This window comes from Mycobacterium sp. JS623, from assembly GCF_000328565.1.
In the GTDB taxonomy this organism is placed as follows: domain Bacteria; phylum Actinomycetota; class Actinomycetes; order Mycobacteriales; family Mycobacteriaceae; genus Mycobacterium.
In genome coordinates this window covers 2,173,240-2,193,071 of record NC_019966.1, presented here as the reverse complement: position 1 = coordinate 2,193,071, position 19,832 = coordinate 2,173,240, and the positions used below count along the sequence as shown (strand labels likewise).

Annotated in this window: 20 protein-coding genes and 1 pseudogene; 9 read left to right on the top strand and 12 right to left on the bottom strand. The window is 66.6% G+C overall.

Annotation, left to right across the window (positions count from 1 at the left end; all coding sequences use genetic code 11):
* Window positions 1-5 precede the first annotated feature (5 nt).
* The 4 genes from MYCSM_RS10650 to MYCSM_RS10635 are packed head-to-tail and all read left to right on the top strand — an operon-like array spanning window position 6 to window position 3,007.
* The gene (locus MYCSM_RS10650; protein ID WP_015306158.1) at window positions 6-509 is read left to right on the top strand and encodes a DUF2617 family protein; all 504 of its coding nucleotides are present in this window, start codon (window positions 6-8) and stop codon (window positions 507-509) included.
* Window positions 506-934: a DUF4247 domain-containing protein gene (locus tag MYCSM_RS10645; protein WP_015306157.1), complete on the top strand. Its 429-nt coding sequence runs from the start codon at window positions 506-508 to the stop codon at window positions 932-934. The genes MYCSM_RS10650 and MYCSM_RS10645 overlap by 4 nt, the downstream gene beginning before the upstream one ends.
* 31 nt (window positions 935-965) lie before the next feature.
* Window positions 966-1,433 carry a DUF350 domain-containing protein gene (locus tag MYCSM_RS10640; RefSeq protein ID WP_015306156.1) on the top strand — a complete coding sequence of 156 codons (468 nt, stop codon included), beginning with the start codon at window positions 966-968 and terminating at the stop codon, window positions 1,431-1,433.
* Window positions 1,430-3,007 (top strand): polyamine aminopropyltransferase, encoded by a 1,578-nt coding sequence (locus MYCSM_RS10635; protein WP_015306155.1) that lies wholly within the window; start codon window positions 1,430-1,432, stop codon window positions 3,005-3,007. The genes MYCSM_RS10640 and MYCSM_RS10635 overlap by 4 nt, the downstream gene beginning before the upstream one ends.
* Before the next feature lie 6 nt (window positions 3,008-3,013).
* Here the strand turns inward: MYCSM_RS10635 and ligA are convergent, their stop codons facing one another.
* A complete protein-coding gene (gene ligA / locus MYCSM_RS10630; RefSeq protein WP_015306154.1) occupies window positions 3,014-5,113 on the bottom strand; it encodes an NAD-dependent DNA ligase LigA in 2,100 nt (699 codons plus the stop codon).
* 58 nt (window positions 5,114-5,171) lie between these two features.
* Here ligA and MYCSM_RS10625 point away from each other — a divergent pair, with 58 nt between their 5' ends.
* Together MYCSM_RS10625 and MYCSM_RS10620 are read left to right on the top strand one after the other, a co-directional pair.
* Complete coding sequence (locus tag MYCSM_RS10625; RefSeq protein WP_041313791.1) at window positions 5,172-5,612, top strand: MmcQ/YjbR family DNA-binding protein; 441 nt, start codon at window positions 5,172-5,174, stop codon at window positions 5,610-5,612.
* 11 nt (window positions 5,613-5,623) lie between these two features.
* The gene (locus MYCSM_RS10620) at window positions 5,624-7,234 is read left to right on the top strand and encodes a 4-coumarate--CoA ligase family protein (RefSeq protein WP_015306152.1); all 1,611 of its coding nucleotides are present in this window, start codon (window positions 5,624-5,626) and stop codon (window positions 7,232-7,234) included.
* On the opposite strand, the gene MYCSM_RS35220 is transcribed toward MYCSM_RS10620, so the two are convergent.
* The 4 genes from MYCSM_RS35220 to MYCSM_RS10600 all read right to left on the bottom strand — a co-directional run bounded on the left by MYCSM_RS35220 (window position 7,217) and on the right by MYCSM_RS10600 (window position 9,903).
* The gene (locus tag MYCSM_RS35220) at window positions 7,217-7,885 is read right to left on the bottom strand and encodes a hypothetical protein (RefSeq protein ID WP_015306151.1); all 669 of its coding nucleotides are present in this window, start codon (window positions 7,883-7,885) and stop codon (window positions 7,217-7,219) included. The two genes, MYCSM_RS10620 and MYCSM_RS35220, sit on opposite strands and share 18 nt — an antisense overlap.
* Before the next feature lie 114 nt (window positions 7,886-7,999).
* Complete coding sequence (locus MYCSM_RS10610; RefSeq protein ID WP_015306150.1) at window positions 8,000-8,332, bottom strand: ArsR/SmtB family transcription factor; 333 nt, start codon at window positions 8,330-8,332, stop codon at window positions 8,000-8,002.
* A complete protein-coding gene (locus MYCSM_RS10605) occupies window positions 8,329-8,823 on the bottom strand; it encodes an SRPBCC family protein (RefSeq protein ID WP_015306149.1) in 495 nt (164 codons plus the stop codon). Before MYCSM_RS10605 ends, MYCSM_RS10610 begins: the two co-directional genes overlap by 4 nt.
* Window positions 8,824-8,892: 69 nt before the next feature.
* A complete protein-coding gene (locus tag MYCSM_RS10600; RefSeq protein ID WP_015306148.1) occupies window positions 8,893-9,903 on the bottom strand; it encodes a methionine synthase II (cobalamin-independent) in 1,011 nt (336 codons plus the stop codon).
* 36 nt (window positions 9,904-9,939) lie between these two features.
* Between MYCSM_RS10600 and MYCSM_RS10595 the strand changes: the two genes are divergently transcribed.
* Entirely contained in the window at window positions 9,940-10,584 is a 645-nt protein-coding gene (locus MYCSM_RS10595; protein ID WP_015306147.1) for a sensor domain-containing protein, read from the top strand.
* A 78-nt stretch (window positions 10,585-10,662) separates the two neighbouring features.
* Here the strand turns inward: MYCSM_RS10595 and mnmA are convergent, their stop codons facing one another.
* From mnmA to MYCSM_RS10560, 7 genes and pseudogenes are all read right to left on the bottom strand, one after another.
* Window positions 10,663-11,730, bottom strand: a complete 1,068-nt coding sequence (gene mnmA, locus MYCSM_RS10590) for a tRNA 2-thiouridine(34) synthase MnmA (RefSeq protein WP_015306146.1) — start codon at window positions 11,728-11,730, stop codon at window positions 10,663-10,665.
* Entirely contained in the window at window positions 11,727-12,926 is a 1,200-nt protein-coding gene (locus MYCSM_RS10585; RefSeq protein ID WP_015306145.1) for a cysteine desulfurase family protein, read from the bottom strand. Before MYCSM_RS10585 ends, mnmA begins: the two co-directional genes overlap by 4 nt.
* A gap of 47 nt (window positions 12,927-12,973) precedes the next feature.
* Window positions 12,974-13,801, bottom strand: coding sequence for a lysophospholipid acyltransferase family protein (locus MYCSM_RS10580; RefSeq protein ID WP_015306144.1), 828 nt, complete (start codon window positions 13,799-13,801; stop codon window positions 12,974-12,976).
* A complete protein-coding gene (locus MYCSM_RS10575; protein ID WP_015306143.1) occupies window positions 13,798-14,646 on the bottom strand; it encodes a GNAT family N-acetyltransferase in 849 nt (282 codons plus the stop codon). The genes MYCSM_RS10580 and MYCSM_RS10575 overlap by 4 nt, the downstream gene beginning before the upstream one ends.
* A gap of 91 nt (window positions 14,647-14,737) precedes the next feature.
* Window positions 14,738-15,205: pseudogene (locus tag MYCSM_RS10570) on the bottom strand (nitroreductase).
* 224 nt (window positions 15,206-15,429) lie between these two features.
* The gene (locus MYCSM_RS10565; protein ID WP_015306142.1) at window positions 15,430-16,386 is read right to left on the bottom strand and encodes an electron transfer flavoprotein subunit alpha/FixB family protein; all 957 of its coding nucleotides are present in this window, start codon (window positions 16,384-16,386) and stop codon (window positions 15,430-15,432) included.
* Window positions 16,387-16,421: 35 nt separating this feature from the next.
* Window positions 16,422-17,222 (bottom strand): electron transfer flavoprotein subunit beta/FixA family protein, encoded by an 801-nt coding sequence (locus MYCSM_RS10560; protein ID WP_015306141.1) that lies wholly within the window; start codon window positions 17,220-17,222, stop codon window positions 16,422-16,424.
* 196 nt (window positions 17,223-17,418) lie between these two features.
* On the opposite strand from MYCSM_RS10560, the gene MYCSM_RS10555 reads away from it, so the two are divergent.
* Both MYCSM_RS10555 and MYCSM_RS10550 read left to right on the top strand, forming a co-directional pair.
* On the top strand, window positions 17,419-18,195 hold the full coding sequence (locus MYCSM_RS10555; RefSeq protein ID WP_015306140.1) for a class I SAM-dependent methyltransferase: 777 nt from the start codon (window positions 17,419-17,421) through the stop codon (window positions 18,193-18,195).
* Entirely contained in the window at window positions 18,192-19,769 is a 1,578-nt protein-coding gene (locus MYCSM_RS10550) for a 1,4-alpha-glucan branching protein domain-containing protein (protein WP_015306139.1), read from the top strand. The genes MYCSM_RS10555 and MYCSM_RS10550 overlap by 4 nt, the downstream gene beginning before the upstream one ends.
* Window positions 19,770-19,832: the final 63 nt, after the last annotated feature.

Sequence of the window (19,832 nt, the reverse complement as noted above, 5' to 3'; positions counted from 1 at the left end):
ATTCGGTGCCCCTCCACCAACTTTCGGTGCTGCCTGCCGACGTCGCGGGTGCCCGGCTGGGTCTTGCCTTGAACGCACCAGCGCCGGCACCGCTGGCCAGCCACCGACTCACCCACCCCGACGCGGGCACGTTGGTACTCGGAATCCTCGGCGCTTCCCATGTGATCAGCGTCGAGCATGCGACATCGCCCTTCTCCGAAGAGATTTCGTGCACAGCTAACCAACGCGGAGGGGTTCTGCCTGAGCATGTCGATGCACCCGGTTACCACCTGACGTCACACACCGCCGACCTCACCGAAGCCCGCTTCCGCGCTCTCGCCGAATGGTTACGCGAGCAATGCCATTCTGAATCCGGTTGGCTGGGCGGCACTTTCCCCGGCGACGACGCCGCGCTGACGGCGATCTCGGCATCTGCCGACGGCACCGGCTGGCATTGGCACACCTGGCATCTGTACCCCGCATCGTCAGGCGGCACCGTGGTCCACACCGAAAGCCGATGGCGACCATGAGGCGCATCCACTTCTTCCTGTTGTCGGGCGCTCTGACTGTCGCTGCAGCGGTCTGTCTGTACTTCGGCGTCACGTTGCTGCCCGACATCGGTTCGTACGTCGGCAGTAACTACCAGCGGTATGCCGGCAGCGGAGACACCACGCGCTATGCGTGTTCCGGTAAACCGGCCGACGTCGCCGACGACCTCGCCGAAGCACAGGACCCCGACGCGCAGGCCAGCGACGGCAAGACCACCTACCTGCGCTACGACGACAACATCGTCGCGGTGGGCCCAGACGGCAACCGCCCCTGCAGTATTCGCGTCGAAGGGCTCGGCGGTGGATACAACCACGGCTCTTACGTGTTCCTCGGCCCCGGCTTCTATCCGGGTTCACCTGCCAGCGGTTCCAGCGGCAGCCCGGGCGGACCCGACGGAACCAAGTGACGCGTCCGGACATCGACCCCAGGAGGTACCCATGACCACACTGACCCGCGCCGCCGTCGAGTTCGGCACCGTCGACGCAAGCGTGCTCACGCAAAGCTTGGTCAGCACGGTGCTGTACTTCCTGGTCGGAATCGTGGTGCTGGTGGCCGGTTTCGTGATGGTGGACGTTCTCACACCGGGCAAGCTGCGGCGGCAGGTGTTCGTCGACCGCCGCCCCAACGCGGTCGTCATCACCTCGGCGATGGACCTGTCGCTGGCACTGGTCATCATCGCCGCCATCAGGGCCAGTGCCGACCAATTGGGACAGGGCCTGCTCGACACCTTGGTATACGGGCTCGTCGGTGTCGCGCTGCAAGGCGTGGCTCTGGTCATCCTCGAAGCGGCGGTACCCGGTCGATTCCGCGGCTTCATCGACGCCGAGGAATTCCATCCCGCCTCGATCGCGGCAGCGGTGGTCCTGCTCGCCGTCGGAGGAATCAACGCAGTCGCGCTGTCATGACCGCAACAGACAACGCGCTCAAGGCACCTACGCAGAGGTCGACAATGCGTTGGCGCGCACTGCTATTGACTGCCGTCTCGGCGTGCGCGGCGTGCGGCATCGTCTACGAACTCGCGTTGCTCACCCTGGCGACCAGCCTGGACGGCGGCGGCATCGTCGCGACATCGCTGATCGTCGCGGGATACGTCGCGGCACTTGGGGCCGGCGGCCTGTTCGTCAAGCCGTTGCTGAAGCGCGCGGCCATCACCTTCATCGCTGTCGAGACGCTGCTCGGCATCGTCGGCGGATTGTCGGCGGCGGTGTTGTACATGACGTTCGCGTACATCGGCGGGTCGACGGTGGTACTCGCGGTGGGCACGGCACTGATCGGCGGACTGGTCGGCGCCGAAGTGCCGCTGTTGATGACGCTGCTGCAGCGCGGCCGCACCGCGGGCGACGTCGACACCGGACGGGTGCTGGCCAACCTCAACGCGGCAGACTATCTCGGTGCTCTAGTCGGTGGGCTCGCATGGCCTTTCGTGGTACTGCCGCAACTGGGCATGATCCGCGGCGCTGCTGCAACGGGGATGATCAACCTCGCGGCGGCGGCGGTGGTCGCTCTGTTCTTGCTGCGCCGGGTGGTCAGTGGCCGCGAGCTAGCAACGGCGCTGACCGCGCTGGCGCTCGCCTTCGCACTCCTCGTGGTACTGATCATCGGTGCTGGACATGTCGAGGCCACCAGCAGGCAACGGCTTTATGCCGACCCGATCGTGGCCTACCAACACTCCATGTACCAGGACATCGTGGTAACCCGCCGCGGCGACGACATGCGCCTGTACCTCGATGGCGGACTTCAGTTTTCGACGCGTGACGAGTATCGCTACACCGAGAGTCTGGTGTACCCGGTGCTTGGCGACGGAGCGCGCTCGGTGCTGGTGATCGGCGGCGGTGACGGCCTGGCCGACCGCGAACTGCTGCGGCAGTCGGGCGTCGACAAGATCGTCCATGTCGAGCTCGACCCGGCTGTCATCGAACTGGCGCGGACCACCATGCGCACCGCCAACGCGGGCGCACTGGACAACCCGCGCATTCAAGTGGTGATCGCTGATGCGATGACGTGGCTGCGCGAGCCGCACCCGGATGTGGTGCCCGCCGGCGGCTTCGATGCGGTGATTGTCGACCTGCCGGACGCCGATAATCCGATTCTGGGCCGACTTTATTCGCAGGAGTTCTACACGCTCGTCACGCGTGCGCTCGCACCGAACGGTCTGGTCGTGGTGCAGTCCGGCAGCCCCTACTCGACGCCGACGGCGTTCTGGCGCACGGTGTCGACCATCAGGGCGGCAGGTTTCGCGGTCACTCCGTACCACGTCGACGTTCCGACGTTCGGCGACTGGGGTTTCACACTCGGCCGCCGCGGCGGTAACGCGCCGACCCCGAAAGTGCCGAAAGACGCACCGCCGCTGCGCTTTCTGAGTCAACCCGTACTCGACGCCGCGACGGTGTTCGCGGGCGATATAACTCCACAGTTGCTGGCGCCGTCGACGCTGGAGAATCCGCGCATCATGAACGACATGCGCACCGGCTACCGCTGAGCCGACTCAGACTCCGTCGGGCCCGTGTTCGAGCAGCCTGCGAAAGCCGTCCTCGTCGAGGATCGGCACGCCGAGTTCGACGGCCTTGTCGTACTTCGAGCCCGGTGAATCGCCGGCCACCACATAGGCGGTCTTCTTCGACACCGAACTGGCGGCCTTACCGCCGCGCGCGACGATGGCCTCCTTCGCATCGTCGCGCGAGTACGCGGTGAGCGATCCGGTGACAACGATCGACATGCCCTCGAGCGTGCGCTCGACGCTGCTGTCGCGCTCGTCGGCCATCCGGACCCCGGCGGCGCGCCACTTGTCGATGATCGCGCGGTGCCAGTCGACGGTGAACCACTCGACAACAGCAGCGGCGATGGTCGGACCGACGCCCTCGACCACGGACAGCTCCTCCTGCGACGCCGCCATCACCGCGTCGAGGCTGCCGTATTCGGTGGCCAGCGCGCGCGCAGCGGTGGGGCCGACATGCCGGATCGACAGTGCGACGAGGACCCGCCACAGCGGACGCGACTTCGCCTCGTGCAGGTTCACCAACAGTCGTGCGCCGTTGGCCGACAGGTTGCCGTCCTTGGTTTTGAACAGATCGGTGCGCAACAGGTCGGGGCTGCCGAGGGTGAACAGGTCTCCCTCGTCGGTGATGACGCCCGACGTCAGAAGCGCGGTGGCCGCTTCGTAGCCGAGACCCTCGATGTCGAACGCGCCGCGCCCCGCGACGTGAAACACCCTCTCCCGCAGCTGCGCTGGGCACGATCGGGTGTTGGGGCAGCGGATGTCGGCGTCGCCCTCCTTCGCGGGCGCCAGCGTGGTGCCGCATTCGGGACACGTTGTGGGCATGACGAATTCGAGTTCGCTGCCGTCGCGCAGATCGACGACGGGACCCAGCACCTCGGGGATCACGTCGCCGGCCTTGCGGATGACGACGGTGTCGCCGATCAACACACCCTTGCGCTTGACCTCGGACGCGTTGTGCAGCGTGGCCTGGCTGACCGTCGAGCCGGCGACCTTGACCGGCTCCATGAACGCGAACGGCGTGACGCGACCGGTGCGCCCGACGTTGACCTTGATGTCGAGCAGTTTGGTGGTGGCCTCCTCGGGCGGGTATTTGTAGGCGATGGCCCAGCGGGGTGCCCGTGATGTCGAGCCGAGCCTGCGCTGCAGCGCGATCTCGTCGACTTTGACCACCACACCGTCGATTTCGTGCTCGACGTCGTGCCGGTGCTCACCCCAGTACGCGATGTGTTCGGTGACCGCATCGATGCCCTGCACACGAGCGGTGTGTTCGGACACCGGCAGTCCCCAGGCCGCCAGCGCGCGGTAGGCATCGTGCAGCGTCTTGGGCCGAAAGCCCTCGGAGTGGCCGAGGCCGTGGCAGATCATCCGCAGCTTGCGGCGAGCAGTGACGGCTGGATTCTTCTGTCGCAGCGAGCCCGCCGCACTGTTTCGCGGGTTCGCGAACGGCGGCTTGCCCTCGGCGACAAGGCCCGCGTTGAGGTCTTCGAAATCGGCGACACGGAAGAAAACCTCGCCGCGAACCTCAAGGACCGCGGGTACCGGAAACTCCTTGGACCCGGTGAGCTTCTCAGGCACGTCGTCGATGGTGCGCGCGTTGAGCGTGACGTCCTCACCGGTGCGGCCGTCACCGCGGGTCGCGGCGCGTTCCAGCCTGCCGTCGCGATACACCAGCGCCAGCGCCACGCCGTCGATCTTCAGCTCGCAGAGATAGTGCGCCTTGTCGCCGATCTCGGCCTTGGTGCGGGCGGCCCAGGCGGCCAACTCATCGGGCGAGAAGACATTGTCCAGCGACAGCATCCGTTCGAGGTGCTCGGCCTGGGTGAATTCGGTGGCAAACCCCGCACCGCCGACGAGTTGGGTGGGCGAGTCAGGGGTGCGCAGTTCCGGATGGTTGTCCTCGAGCCCCTGCAGCTCGCGCAACAGCTTGTCGAACTCCGCGTCGGAGATGATCGGCGCGTCGCGCACGTAGTACCGGAACTGATGCTCCCGCACCTCGTCGGCGAGTTCTTGCCAACGGCGGCGAAGGTCGGCATCGGGGGCATCGTCGGCCTGCTCGGCGAGGACGGTTTCCGGCTTCTTCGGACTCACTCTGGTGAGGCTATCCGAGCAGGCCGACACCCGAACGGAAGCGGTTACGCTGACTGCCATGCCGCACCCGATCATGTTCCGAGACGACGACCTCGGGCTGGCGGAAGTGCGCAAGATCTGCCTGGGCTTCCCGGAGGCCTTCGAGAAGATCTCCTGGGGCAGACCGGTGTTCTGCGCGCCCAAGATGTTCGTGATGTACGGCGGCAGCGCCAAGACATCCCCCGGTCGCTCCGCTCCTGCCCGCCGGACGACAGACATCAAGGGCGAGTACGTGCAGTACCCCCACTCGATCCTGGTCAAGGTCGACGAGAGCGACCGCAAGGCTCTCGAGCAAGACAACCGCTTCTTCTTCCCTGCCTACATGGGCCCGTTCGGCTGGCTGGGGATGGACTTCACGGCGCGAAAGAAGGTCGACTGGGACGAGGTACGCGAACTCGTCGACGCGTCATTCCGGTTGATCGCGCCGAAGAAACTGCTCAAACAACTCGACGAAGTCTGATCGGAGGAACCTTGAGTTTCGCGAGTCCCTTTCCCGAAGTCGATATCCCGTCGACGAGCGTCTACGACTTCCTGTTCGGCGACATCGCCGACACCGACCTCGATCGGGTCGCGCTCGTCGACGCCAAGTCCGGCCGGGAGACCACCTACCGCGAAATGATCGGGCGCATCGCCGCTTTCGCCGGCGCGCTTGCCGGCCGCGGTGTCGGTGTCGGCGATGTCGTCGGCCTGCTGTCGCCGAACAGTTCTGGTTTCGCCGTCGCCTTCCACGGCATCCTGCGGTCGGGCGCGACGGCCACCACCATCAACGCGCTGTTCACCGCCAAGGACATCGCCAAGCAGTTGACCGACTCGAAGGCCAAGATGCTGGTGACGGTCACGCCGCTGCTGGCGCAAGCCAAAGAAGCTGCCGCCGCGGTCGGCATGTCCGACGCCGATCTGGTGGTGCTCGACGGCGAGGGGCACGAGGCGACGGGACATCCGAACGGCGCGGACTTGATGGCGAAGGGACTGCCCGCCCCAGAGGTGAGCTTCGCTCCGTCGTCGCATCTTGCGGCGCTGCCCTACAGCTCCGGCACCACCGGCAACCCCAAGGGCGTGATGCTGACGCACCGCAACTTGGTGGCCAACGTCGCGCAGATCAGGCCGCTGCACGGGATGGTCTCCGACGACGCGGTCCTTGCGGTGCTGCCGTTCTTTCATATCTACGGAATGACGGTGTTGCTGAACGCCGCCCTACACGCCCGAGCGCGGCTGGTGGTCATGCCGAGCTTCGACCTCGGCGAGTTCCTCGGCAACATCGCGAACCACAAATGCACCATCGCGTTCATCGCGCCGCCGGTGGCCGTCGCGCTGGCCAAACATCCACTGATCGACGAGTACGACCTGTCGTCACTGAACGTCGTGATGTCGGGCGCCGCTCCGCTGGACGCCGACCTCGGCCACGCCGTCACCAAGCGGTTGGGTTGTCGGGTGGTGCAGGGCTACGGGATGAGCGAGCTGAGCCCCGTCAGCCACATCACTCCGTTCGACGGCGGCGAGAAGAACATGGGCATGGTCGCCCCGCTGAGCTCTGTCGGATGGACGGTTTCGAACGCGGCTTCCAAGCTGATCCATCCAGAGACCGGCGACGAAATCGACCCTCCCGCAGAGGGTCTCAGCGAGACGGGCGAACTCTGGTTCAAGGGACCGAATGTGATGGCCGGCTATCTCGGCAACGAGCAGGCCACCCGGGAGACCATCGATGACGACGGTTGGTTGCACACAGGGGATTTGGCACAGGTCGACGCCTGCGGCTGTGTGTACATCGTCGACCGGCTCAAGGAGCTGATCAAGTACAAGGGTTACCAGGTGCCGCCCGCCGAGCTCGAGGCTGTGCTGCTATCCCACCCTGCTATCGCCGACGCCGCGGTCATCGGGGTCAATGACGCCCAAGGTGAAGAGGTGCCAAAGGCCTTCGTGGTCAAGCAATCTGGCGCCGAGCTCACCGAGGATGAAGTGATGGAGTTCGTCGCAGGCCATGTCGCCCCGTACAAGAAGGTGCGTCAGGTGGCCTTCATTGACGCGATCCCGAAGTCCGCGTCGGGCAAGATCCTGCGCAAGGATCTACGGGTGACGACCTAGTTCCGCGGCCGCGTGGGCGCCACGCGCCTGCCGATAGCCGAGGACGGCGCCGGCCGCGGGTATCAGCAGCAGTCCGGCGACGCCCCACAGCGGGTCTGCCACGCCAGCCGTCGGAGCGACCAACTGTTGGACGACTCCGGGGTGAGTCCCGACGGGACTTACCGTCGGCGAATCCAGCGGCACGGTGATGATCTGCGGGGGCGGCGGTGGCGGTGGCGGCGCCGGCGCATTCCAGCCCCACCGTGGTTCAGGATCATGGTCCTGGATTCCCGGCGCCCTGCCGTCGCCGAACGTCACTTTCGGCTTCTTGAACTGCGGTGGGTCGGGGCTGTAGTCGGAGCTCGGCCGTTCTTCGGACGTACCTGATTCGCGCCCCGACCCGACGCGGGTTGACGGACGGCTGTCGATCGCAGAGTTCGTGCCACTGCGGCTGTTGTCGTTGATGTTGTCGTCGCTGTAATCCGAGCCGCCGCGCGAACCTCCGCCGCTGTCGGAGCCTTTGCCGCTGTCGGAGCCTTTGCCACTGCCGGAGTGGCCCGAGTGCCCGCCGCCTGGGTCGGCGATCGCCACGGCAGCGGCGGGGCCACCTACCAGAAGACACGCAGCCACCACACCTACACCCGCCGCGAGGCGGAGGCTCGGTTGGGCCACGGTTCCTCTCCTGCGAGGGGCAAAGATTTGCAGAGACGGCGGATTGCATTCTTGCACGCGTATGCCCCGCGAGCCATAGCTTCATCGGATGCATGCAAATTTACGTTAGCCGTGCTATTCGTCCTCGACGTATGCACGCAATCGGTCGATGGCGTTGTCCCAGCGCTTGGATAGTGCTGTGAGGAAGTCACTGGCATCGCTGAGCGGTTTGGGCTCGATGCGCCAGATGCGTTCCCTGCCATTGCGTTCGCTGCTCACCAGGCCCACCGCCTCCAGCAACAGCAGATGCTTGGTCGCCGCTTGCCTGCTGACCGACACCACCTGGGTGACTTGCGACGTCGAACACGGCCCGCCGTCGCACAGACGCGTGACGATACGCAGACGATTCGGATCGCCGAGCGCGTCGAAAAGCGGCGCCTTGGCGACGACGGCCGCGGGCTTGCTCACACCTTCTCGCTGAGGGCCAAATACTTACTCACTAGCTCGGTCTGCTTGGCCCAACCCTGGCTGTTGGCCTCGAAGGCCGATGCCCGACGCTCTTCCGGAATCTTGTCGAAGCCTGATTCGACGATGCGCAGCAATACGCCCTCATCAGTCTCGGTGAGGGTGAACTCGACCAGCGTGGTCGGCTCCTGCGAGTAGTCGACGCCGGTCTCCACTCCGTAGGGATGCCACCGGAAGGCCAATCGGCGTTGCGGCTCGATAGCGACGATCTGCCAGGTGTCGGACTTGCCCGCGTGCGGTTCCTGCATGCGGGCCACCTCGTCGTCGACCGTCGTCGGTGTGATCACCCCTGTCAGGGACGCGCCTTCAACGAACGGGCCGTCGAACCGGACTCCGAACCACCGGCCAAACTCGTCAGCGTTGCTGATCGCCTGCCACACCCTGGCAAGCGGTGCCCGTAGAACAACTTCCTTTTCGATTCGATCCATACTCATGTGCAACCTCCTGGTTGCCTATCACCGTATCGGCCTCCGGATTAAAGCGCAACCTTTTGGTTGCTTTTATCAGATCGCGTCCGGATCCTCGGCGAACGCGTCGGCGGCCTTCTGCGCCAACTCGACGGCGGTGCGCGCCCACTGCGGTGTGGCACCTGCCAATCCGCACGCGGGCGTGATGCCGATGCGCTCACGCAGCACCGAGCGCGCGAATCCGAGGCGATCGGTGATGTCGACCGCGGCGTTGGCGACCTCTTCCGCCGATGGCCGTGTCGTGGGCGCCGTCGTTGCGACGACGCCCAGCATGACCGTGCGGCCGGAGTCCACGAAGTCCCCAACCCCGTCCAGGTCTGCGGGTGTCAGCGTGCCGGCGTGAACCGACAGCGCATGAATGGCGCTGCGCTGCAATGCCTTCCATGGCAGGCCGGGTGCACAACTGTGCAGAATTACCTCACCACCGACGACGGCAACGCAGTCGTCGAGTAGGCCCATCGCCACTGACTCGTCGACCGGGTGCACCGGCGACAGGCTTGTCACCCCGGTCAGCCTGCCCGCCAACGCGGCGGGCAGCGACGGCTCGTCGAATTGCACCACCACCGGAGTTTCGAGGCGCCGCTCGAGCTGCGCGCGGTGCACGGCCATTCCCTCGGCAAGCGATCCGGTCAGGTCACGTAGCGCACCCGCGTCGGTGATCGCGCGATGGCCACCGGGTAGCTCGAGCTGAGCGGCGAGCGTGATGGGGCCCGGTGCCTGCACCTTCACGCTGCGCGACCCGCCGCGCAGGCCTGCCTTCTCCCACGCCTCTTCGAGCGCGTCGATGTCCTCGTCAAGAAGGCTGGCCGCCCGGCGTACGGCAGAGCTGCGGCCGTTCGCGACGCGATACCCGCGGGGCACCGTGTCGATGCCGATGTCGACCAGCAGCGCACCCGCCCTCCCGATCATGTCGGCGCCGACGCCTCGGGCAGGCAGTTCGACCAGATGGGGCAGCGTATGCAGTTCGCCGATGACGATCTCGGCCGCTTCGCGCGGCGAGGAGCCCGGCCACGACCCGATGCCGGTCGCTGCGGCGAAAACACTCACTCGTTGCACAGTATTCGATGCGGCTAGCCTGACGGCATGCCCGTATCGGCCAGACCGTTGGTGGTCTGTTGCGCCGCGGTGGTGCTGGCGGCCGGTTGCGCGCTGACGGTGGGCGGCCGTGCGCTGCCGGCGGCTCCCGGTATCGACGACGAGTCCCTGTCGCCGGTCGACGTCGAGACGCTGATGCTGGACCAGTCGCAGATGCGGGCGATCACCGGGGCCGGCGATGACCTGACGATCATCCCGAGCATGGACGGCAAGATGCCCGTCGACATCGATCAGCTCGCGAAAACCGCTCCGCCGCAATGCCAATGGGTCTTCGAAGAGACGCAGACGTTCGGATCCGATATCGAGGAGTTCCACAAGACGACGTTTCAGAATCCGCCCCGCGGCGGGCTGATCTCCGAGGGCGCGGCGGCCTATCGGGATCCCGCGACCGCCCGGCGCGTTTTCGATGGCTTGGTTGCACTTGTCGACGGCTGCGCCTCGACGCCGTTGGGTCCCATGTTCGTCGGCGACTGGAGTTCGACGGTGGATTCGCTGCAGATGCGCCCGGGTAATGGCTGTGGCCGCGACTACCGCGTGAAGAACGTCGTCCTGGTCGAGGTCACGGCGTGCGCGTTCCCGGCTTCGGTGCCCGACATCGTAATGACGAACATCCTGGCCAAGGTGCCGGGCTAGGTCGCCACCTCGTCCGCGAACGTTCCTCACCGCTCGAATTTTTGGTGATTTTTCGAGCGGTAAGGAACGTTCGTCGAGTCAGCGCGTGATCGTCGCGCTGCCGATGACCTCGTCGCCGTCGGGATCGCGACGGTAGAGCACCATCGTCTGCCCAGGCGCCACTCCACGCAGTGCGGCGCGCAGATCGACCACCAACTGCCCCTCGCGCAGTTCGGCCACGCCGTCAGCGATGCCGCCATGAGCGCGCACCTGCACGTCACACTCCACCGGACCGTCCGGCGCAACACCGGAGGTGAACACCGGCCGCTCGCCCGTGAGCGTCCAGACGTCTAGATCAGCCTTGTCGCCGACGTGGACGGTCCCGGTCTCGGCGTCGATGCCCGTGACATAGCGCGGCTGCCCGTCCGGGCCGGGACCCGCGATGCCGAGACCCTTGCGCTGTCCGATCGTAAAGCCGTGCACGCCTTCGTGTTCGGCGAGCACGGTGCCACCCGAGTCGACGACCGAGCCACGTCGCACACCGATGCGGGCGCCGAGGAATGCGCGGGTGTCCCCCGAGGGGATGAAGCAGATGTCATGGCTGTCGGGCTTTTCCGCCACCGCCAGGCCTCGCCGCGCGGCTTCCTCGCGAATCTGCGGCTTGGGAGTGTCGCCGACTGGGAACACCGCATGGCGCAGCTGCTCGGCGTTCAGCACACCCAGCACATACGACTGATCCTTGTCGGCGTCGACGGCGCGGCGCAGGCGGCCGTCGGTCAGCCGCGCGTAATGACCCGTTGCGACGGCATCGAAACCCAGTGCCAGCGCGCGAGCGGCCAACGCGGAGAACTTGATTCGCTCGTTGCACCGCACACAGGGGTTCGGGGTCTCGCCGCGCGCGTACGACTCAACGAAGTCGTCGATCACGTCTTCGGCAAAGCGGTCCGCGAAATCCCAGACGTAGAACGGGATGTCGAGTACATCGGCGACGCGGCGCGCGTCACCGGCGTCCTCTTTGGAGCAGCAGCCGCGCGAACCCGTGCGCAGTGTGCCCGGCGCCGCCGACAACGCCAGATGCACGCCCACGACGTCATGGCCGGCGTCGACCATCCTGGCGGCGGCGACCGAGGAGTCGACGCCGCCGCTCATCGCGACGAGCACGCTCATTGTTCGGACGCTCCAGCGCTTGCCAGCGCGGCCTGGCGGGCACGATCGACAGCCGCGGGAAGGACAGCCAACGCAGCATCGACGTCGGCCTCGGTGCTGGTGTGGCCCAACGACAATCGCAGCGATCCACGCGCGCTGGCCGGATCGGCGCCCATCGCGAGCAACACGTGCGACGGCTGCGCGACACCCGCGGTGCATGCCGAACCCGTCGAGCATTCGATGCCCTTGGCATCGAGCAGCATCAGCAGCGAATCGCCTTCGCAGCCGCGGAACGTGAAGTGTGTATTGGCGGGCAGCCGCGCATCACCGGCTGCGCCGTTGAGGTACACATCGTCGATCGTGGACAGCACACCGTCGATCAGCCGGTCGCGCAACTGTTGCACGCGCGCGCTGTTGGTCGCGAGGCCCTCGATCGCCACCTGCGCGGCGGCGGCCATCGCGACCGCCCCGGCGACATCCGGTGTGCCGGAACGCACATCACGCTCCTGACCGCCGCCGTGCAACAACGGAACACAGCTGGTGTCCCGCCGCAGCAGCAGCGCGCCGACGCCGGTCGGGCCGCCGAATTTGTGGGCCGCGACGCTCATCGCCGACAAGCCACTCGCCGCAAAGTCCACTGGAATCTGGCCGACGGCCTGAATCGCGTCGCTGTGCATCGGTACATCGAATTCCGCTGCGATGGTTGCCAATTCGGTGATCGGCATGATGGTGCCGACCTCGTTGTTGGCCCACATGATCGACACCAGAGCGACGTCGTCGTTGGCCTGCAATGCTTCCCGAAGGGCAACGGGTGAGACGGAGCCGTCGTCGCCGACCGGCAGCCAGGTGACCTCGGCGCCTTCGTGTTCAGCGAGCCACTGCACCGCGTCGAGGACCGCGTGGTGTTCGACGGGCGTGGTGATGATCCTGCGTCGCTGGGGTTCAGCGTCGCGCCGGGCCCAGTAGATGCCCTTGACGGCGAGGTTGTCGCTTTCGGTGCCGCCCGCGGTGAAGATCACCTCCGACGGCCGGGCGCCCAGCAACTGCGCCAGCGACTCGCGGGCCTCCTCCATCCGACGGCGCGCCACCCGGCCGGTGCCGTGCAGTGAGGACGCGTTGCCGACGATCGCGAGCACGGCCGTCATCGCCTCGATGGCAGCGGGATGCATCGGGGTGGTGGCGGCGTGATCGAGGTAGACCGTCTTGTGCGAGGTCATAACCGTTCCATGCTAACCGCCATGGAATGGCAGACCCGAATCCGAGGTCAGGCCACCAGGACGTGCCCGTGACCGCGCCGTGCCGCATCTCCGCGGACCGCCGCCTCGCAACGCGCCGCCAAATCGCGCCGGGATGCCCCCGGCAGCTGCAGCGACTCGACCTGCACGTGAATGACCGTGCGGCGGCTGCCGACCATCCTGCGGATCGAGGTCAACAGCGTGTCGTCGCCGACGAACGCCGCCAACGTCGACGGTCGGCCGTCGCGATGGTGATAACTGAGCCGGAGCGGCTGCACGGGCCTGCCAGCGTCGACGGCGGCCTGGAACATCGCTGGCCGGAACGGGCCGTAGGCCAACCCGCACCACGTGGTTCCTTCAGGGAACGCGACGACGGTGTGACCCGCGCGCAGCCTGCCCGCGACGGTGCTCACCACATCGGGCAGACGCCGCAAGCTGGTCCGGTCGATCGGGATGACCTTCATGATGCGGGCGAGAACACCAAGGGCGGGCCAGTCGATGAGGTCGGCGCGGGCCACGAACGAACCCGGCATGACGGCGCCGATTGCGAAGATGTCCACCCACGACACGTGGCCACTGACCACCAGCACCCCGCGCAGGTTTCGAATCGGCCCGCCGGACACCGTGATTCGCACGCCGAGACAGCGCAGCATCAGCCGGCAGTAGCCCCGTTGAATGTGCGAACGCCCCGGCATCGGGACGGCCAGCAGTGGCAATGCAAAGAGCAATATCACCGCGAATGTCGCCCGCACAGCAATGCGCCATGCGACGGCCACCGAATGACCGGTCGCGGAGTCGGTGTGCACACAGCTGGCGTCGCAGGTCGCGCGGGGAATCCAGGAATGCTCGACGGTCATGACGACATCCCGTCGGCCATCGCGGCGGCCGCCCCTACCGAGCGCAGCCTGCGCAGATAGCGGGTGTCGGCCTGACGCTTGTCCAGTAGGGCCGGGAAATCGCCGACGCCGAAGTCCGGATCATGCGCGGGTTCGCCGCAGACCCGGGCGCCGAGCCGCAGGTAGCCGCGCATCAGCGGCGGCATGCCAACGCGGCGTGGCGGCTCGATGTCGTCGAGGCCTCGCCCGTCGACCGTCACCGGCCGGTACGGATACACCGTGTACGGCTCGGGCGCGGCATGCCTGCGGCGCACGAAGTCGCGCACGCCCCGGATCTGGCTGCCCGGTGCAGCGTCCTCGGGACCGTGGACGGGGACGGACACACAGCCGGTGACGTAGTCGTAGCCGCAGCGGTCCAGATAGGCCAGGATGCCTGCCCACATCAGCAGCACCACACCGCCGTTGCGATGGTCTTCGCGCACCACGGCGCGGCCCATTTCGACCAGCGACGGCCGCAGCGGGTCGAGCCCTTCGACGTTGAATTCTGTTGCGGTGTAAAGGCCTCCGGCCGCGATGGCTCCCGGCGGCGGCAGCATCCGATAGCAGCCGACAAGTTCCCCAGTGTTGTCTTCGCGGACGATCAGGTGGTCGCAGTGCTCGTCGAACCGGTCGGCGTCACGGCCGGCTTCAAATCCCGGGCTCGCGCCCGATACTTCGAAACCCGGCTCGGAGGTGAACACGTCGTGACGCAGGCGCTGCGCAGCCTCGATGAGCGCAGGGTCGGTGGACAACAGCAGGGTGTAGCGGGGGGTGTCTGATGAGAGGGTCGGCGGGTCTGCGGCGATGAGTACAGAAGCAGTGCTCATAGGCAGCACGGTCGCCCAGCTGCATCTCGGGACGGCATCGCGGCGGTGACGTGTCCGTGAGCGCTAGGTGACGACTTGAGGCGACCAACCGTCAGTTATCCAGGAACACCGCGTTCTTGTCGACCGGATTTCGCGGGGTCATGAGGCTGTTACCTGCGAAGGCGGGATCCGGATATCCGATCGCCAGGCCGCAAAGCACGGTCAGCTCATCCGGGATGCCCAGCTGGGCCCGCAGGATCTTGGGGGTAGGCCGCGATCGACACCTGCACGCGGGTGCCGAGGCCGCGCTCGGTCAAACCAAGCACCAGCGTCTGAAGGAACATGCCTACGCCGAGGCTGTCGACCAGCCCGAGATCGCGGTGCATGCACACCACGGCGCCGACAGGTGCGCGGAAGAACTCCCAGTTGCGCAGCTGGGCCAGTCGTCGGCCCGCTTTGTCGTGTCGCGTGATCCCCATGGACCGGTACACCAGTGCGCCGAGTTCGACGGCGTGCGCATCGCCAACGCCAGCGCTTCTTCGATCAGCTCGCGCGGAACGGGCGTGTCGCGCAAGAACATTCGTGTCGACCGACGTTGCCGCACGACTTGACGTCGTCGGCAGGAATGAACGGCGGGGTGACTGTCTGGATCGTCGTGATGGCATTCATCAGATCAGCGGTGTCAGTCATGCATTCAGCCCGACACCCACAGACCGTCGCCGAACCCTGGAAAGTCCGTAGTCCCACGCCGACCATGCAAAAGCCCCCGAACACCGTGGTGTCCGGGGGCTTTGCCTACGGGGATTAACCCTTGCGGGCCTTGACGGCCTCGGTCAGCTGCGGCGCGACCTTGAACAGGTCGCCGACGATGCCGAGGTCGGCGATCTCGAAGATCGGCGCCTCTTCGTCCTTGTTCACCGCGATGATCGTCTTGGACGTCTGCATGCCAGCGCGGTGCTGGATCGCACCGGAGATGCCCAGCGCGATGTACAGCTGCGGCGACACGGTCTTACCGGTCTGGCCCACCTGGAACTGGCCCGGGTAGTAGCCGGAGTCGACGGCCGCACGCGAGGCACCGACGGCGGCACCCAGTGAGTCGGCCAATTCCTCGACCACGTTGAAGTTTTCGGCGCTGCCGACACCGCGACCGCCGGAGACGACGATAGTGGCCTCGGTGAGCTCCGGACGATCGCCTGCGACGGCGGGCTCACGCTTGGTGATCTTCGTCGCATTCTCGGCTTGTGCAGGCACCTCGACGTTAACGACCTCACCGGCACCCGCGGCGGGCTCGGCTTCGATCGCACCCGGGCGGACGGTGATGACCGGTGTGTCGCCGGTGGCCTCGGCCTCGACGGTGAACGCACCACCGAAGATCGAGTGGATGGCCTTTCCGCCGTCCTTGACCTCGACGACATCGGTCAGCAGACCGGCGCCGGTGCGCGCGGCCAGCCGGCCCCCGATCTCTTTGCCGTCGGCGCTGGCTGCCAACAGCACACCAGCGGGCGCGGCCGACTCGACCAGCGCGGCCAGCACGTCCACGTACGGCGTGATCAGGTAGTTTTCCGCGTCGTCGGACTCGGCGACGTAGATCTTGGCGGCGCCGGCCTCCTTCAGCGCGTCCGTCAGCGCCGCGGCAGTGCCCGGCTTGCCCACCACGACGGCGGAGGGCTCGCCCAGCTTGCGGGCTGCGGTGATCAGTTCGGCGGTGATCTTCTTCACCGCACCATCGGCGTGCTCGACGAGCACAAGTACTTCAGCCATGTGTCTCTATGTCTTTCGGGTCTAAGGGGATTCGGCTAGATGATCTTCTGGGCAACCAGGTACTCGGCGACTTTCGTGCCGCCGTCGCCCTCGTCGGTGACCTTCTCGCCTGCCGTCTTCGGCGGCTTCGGAGTCGACGCGGTGACCTTGGTACCGGCGTTGGCGACGCCGACCTCGTCGGCCTCGACACCGATCTCGGCCAGCGTCAGCGTCGTCACTTCCTTCTTCTTGGCGGCCATGATGCCCTTGAAGGACGGGAAGCGCGGCTCGTTGATCTTCTCGTTCACGCTGACCACTGCGGGCAGCGGCGCCTCAACCGTGAACACGCCGTCGTCGGTCTCGCGCTCGCCGGTGACCTTGCCGCCCTCGACGGACACCTTGCGCAGGTGCGTCAACTGCGGCAGGCCCAGGTACTCGGCAATCACAGCAGGTACCGCGCCGCCGACACCGTCGGTGGCCTCGTTGCCGGCGATGACCAGCTCGGTGCCCTCGATGGTGCCCAGCGCGCGGGCCAGCGCCCAACCCGTCTGGATCAGATCCGAGCCGTGCAGGCCCTCGTCGAGCAGGTGCACGGCCTTGTCGGCACCCATGGACAGGGCCTTGCGGATGGCCTCGGTCGCACGCTCGGGACCCGCTGTGAGCACTGTCACAGTGCTCTCGGCGCCGTTGGCGGCTTCCTTCTCCTTGATCAGCAGCGCCTCCTCGACGGCGCGCTCGTTGATCTCGTCGAGCACGGCATCGGCGGCCTCACGGTCGAGGGTGTAATCGCCGTCGGTCAGCTTGCGCTCCGACCACGTGTCAGGGACCTGTTTGATCAGGACCACGATGTTCGTCATGAGTCTGGTTCGTCCTCCTCGGAGAGGCCGGGGACCCGGCCTGCATTACCACGCTTGAAGCAACTACCACCATGTTACTCGCCGGTAACTTAAGGTGGTTCGCACGAACACCATAGCTGGTCGAAGTTTGCGTTCTAGCGGCCCGTAGTCGGCGAACCGTTCGCCATCGGGCCGATCCGCGTTAGCCTGCCTTCCAATGAGCGCATTCGTTACCAACGGTCCGCTTGGGGACAACGAGTTGCCTTTGACAGGCGAACGCACGATTCCCGGGCTGGCGGAGGAGAACTACTGGTTCCGCCGCCATGAGGTGGTCTATGAGCGGTTGGCCAGTCGCTGCGCCGGTCGCGACGTGCTCGAGGCCGGCTGCGGCGAAGGCTACGGCGCCGACCTGATCGCCGGTGTGGCGCGCCGGGTGATCGGGCTCGACTACGACGAGTCGGCCGTCGCCCACGTGCGGGCCCGGTATCCGCGGGTGCAGATGCTGCACGGCAATCTGGCCGAACTGCCCTTGGACAACGGGACCGCCGATGTCGTCGTCAACTTCCAGGTGATCGAACACCTGTGGGATCAAGGACAATTCGTGGCCGAGTGTTTCCGAGTTTTGCGTCCCGGCGGTGTGCTGCTGATGTCGACGCCGAACCGGATCACCTTCTCGCCCGGCCGCGACACCCCGATCAACCCCTTCCACACCCGCGAGCTCAACGCCGCGGAGCTGACCGAATTGCTGACGGCGGCGGGCTTTTCGCTCGAATCGATGCTCGGGGTCTTTCACGGCCCGCGGTTGACGGAACTCGATGCGCGGCATGGCGGTTCGATCATCGACGCCCAGATCGCTCGCGCGGTCGCCGACGCGCCGTGGTCCGAGGATCTGCTCGCCGATGTCGCCTCGGTGACCATCGACGACTTCGACCTGACTGCCGACAGAGACATCGACGACAGTCTGGACCTGGTCGCAATCGCGGTGCGGCCGTGACCAGTTCCGAACCCGTACCCCATGTCGCCGGCCCTCCGGCTCCCCGGTCCTATGTCGCCGGCCCTCCGGCTCCGGGGCTCTTCACCCTCGTCCTTCACACACATCTGCCGTGGCTAGCGCACCACGGCCGCTGGCCCGTCGGCGAGGAGTGGCTCTACCAGTCGTGGTCGGCGGCCTATCTGCCGTTGATGCGAGTGCTGCGCACGCTCGCCGACGAGGATCGCAAGCATGTCGTGACGCTCGGAATGACGCCGGTGGTCACGGCGCAGCTCGACGATCCGTACTGCCTGTCCGGCATGCACCACTGGCTGGCGAACTGGCGGCTGCGGGCGCTGGAGGCCACGACGCTTGCGGAACCGTTGCGCGCCTTCGGGATTCGTGAACAAGCAGAGGCAGAGCAGGCACTCGAAGACTTCGCGACGCTGTGGCGGCACGGAGGCAGTCCGTTGTTGCGGGGTCTGATCGACGCGGGCACCATCGAACTGCTCGGGGGCCCGCTGTCGCATCCCTTCCAGCCGCTGCTCAATCCGCGACTGCGCGAGTTCGCATTGCGCGAGGGCCTCGCAGACGCCGGCCAGCGGTTCGCACACACGCCGAAGGGCATCTGGGCTCCGGAGTGCGCGTATGCGCCGGGCATGGAAATCGATTACGCCGCAGCAGGTGTCGGCCACTTCATGGTGGACGGCCCGTCATTGCACGGCGACACCGCGCTGGGACGGCCGGTCGGCTCGTCGAACGTCGTGGCGTTCGGGCGCGATCTGCAGGTCAGCTACCGGGTGTGGTCGCCGAAGTCGGGCTACCCCGGCCATGCCGCCTATCGCGATTTCCACACCTACGATCACGTGACCGGCCTCAAACCGGCACGCGTCACGGGCCGCAACGTGCCCTCGGATGCCAAGGCGCCCTACGACGCTGAACGCGCGGACCGGGCGGTCGACGTGCACGTCGAGGACTTCGTCGGCATGGTGCGCGAACGCCTCATCAGCGAGTCCGAACGCATCGGCAGGCCCGCGCATGTAGTGGCGGCGTTCGACACCGAACTATTCGGACACTGGTGGTATGAGGGCCCGGTGTGGCTGGAGCGGGTGCTGCGGGCACTGCCAGCGGCCGGGGTTCGGGTGGGGACGCTGTCGGATGCGGTCGCGGACGGATTCGTCGGCGCGCCGGTCGAATTGCCGCCCAGCTCTTGGGGTTCGGGCAAGGACTGGCAGGTATGGGCCGGCGAGAAGGTCGCCGATCTGGTGCAGCTGAACACCGAGGTCGTCGACACCGCGCTGACTACCGTGGACAAGGCGCTCGGCGAGACCGACGCACCGCCGGCCCGTAACTTCGTCGCCGACCAGATCCTGCGCGAAACCCTGCTCACCGTCTCCAGCGACTGGCCGTTCATGGTGAGCAAGGACTCCGCTGCCGACTACGCGCGCTACCGGGCACACCTCCACGCGCATGCCACTCGCGAGATTGCAGGCGCGCTGGCGTCGGGCCGCAGCGAGCACGCTCAACGCCTGGCCGAAGGCTGGAACCGCGCCGACGGTTTGTTCGGCGCACTCGACGCAAGGCGCCTCCCCCGATGACTATGGTCCCCTTCCCCGCCAGCGACCGTGTTTGTGCGCCCCACGCCGCAGCTTATTGGCATT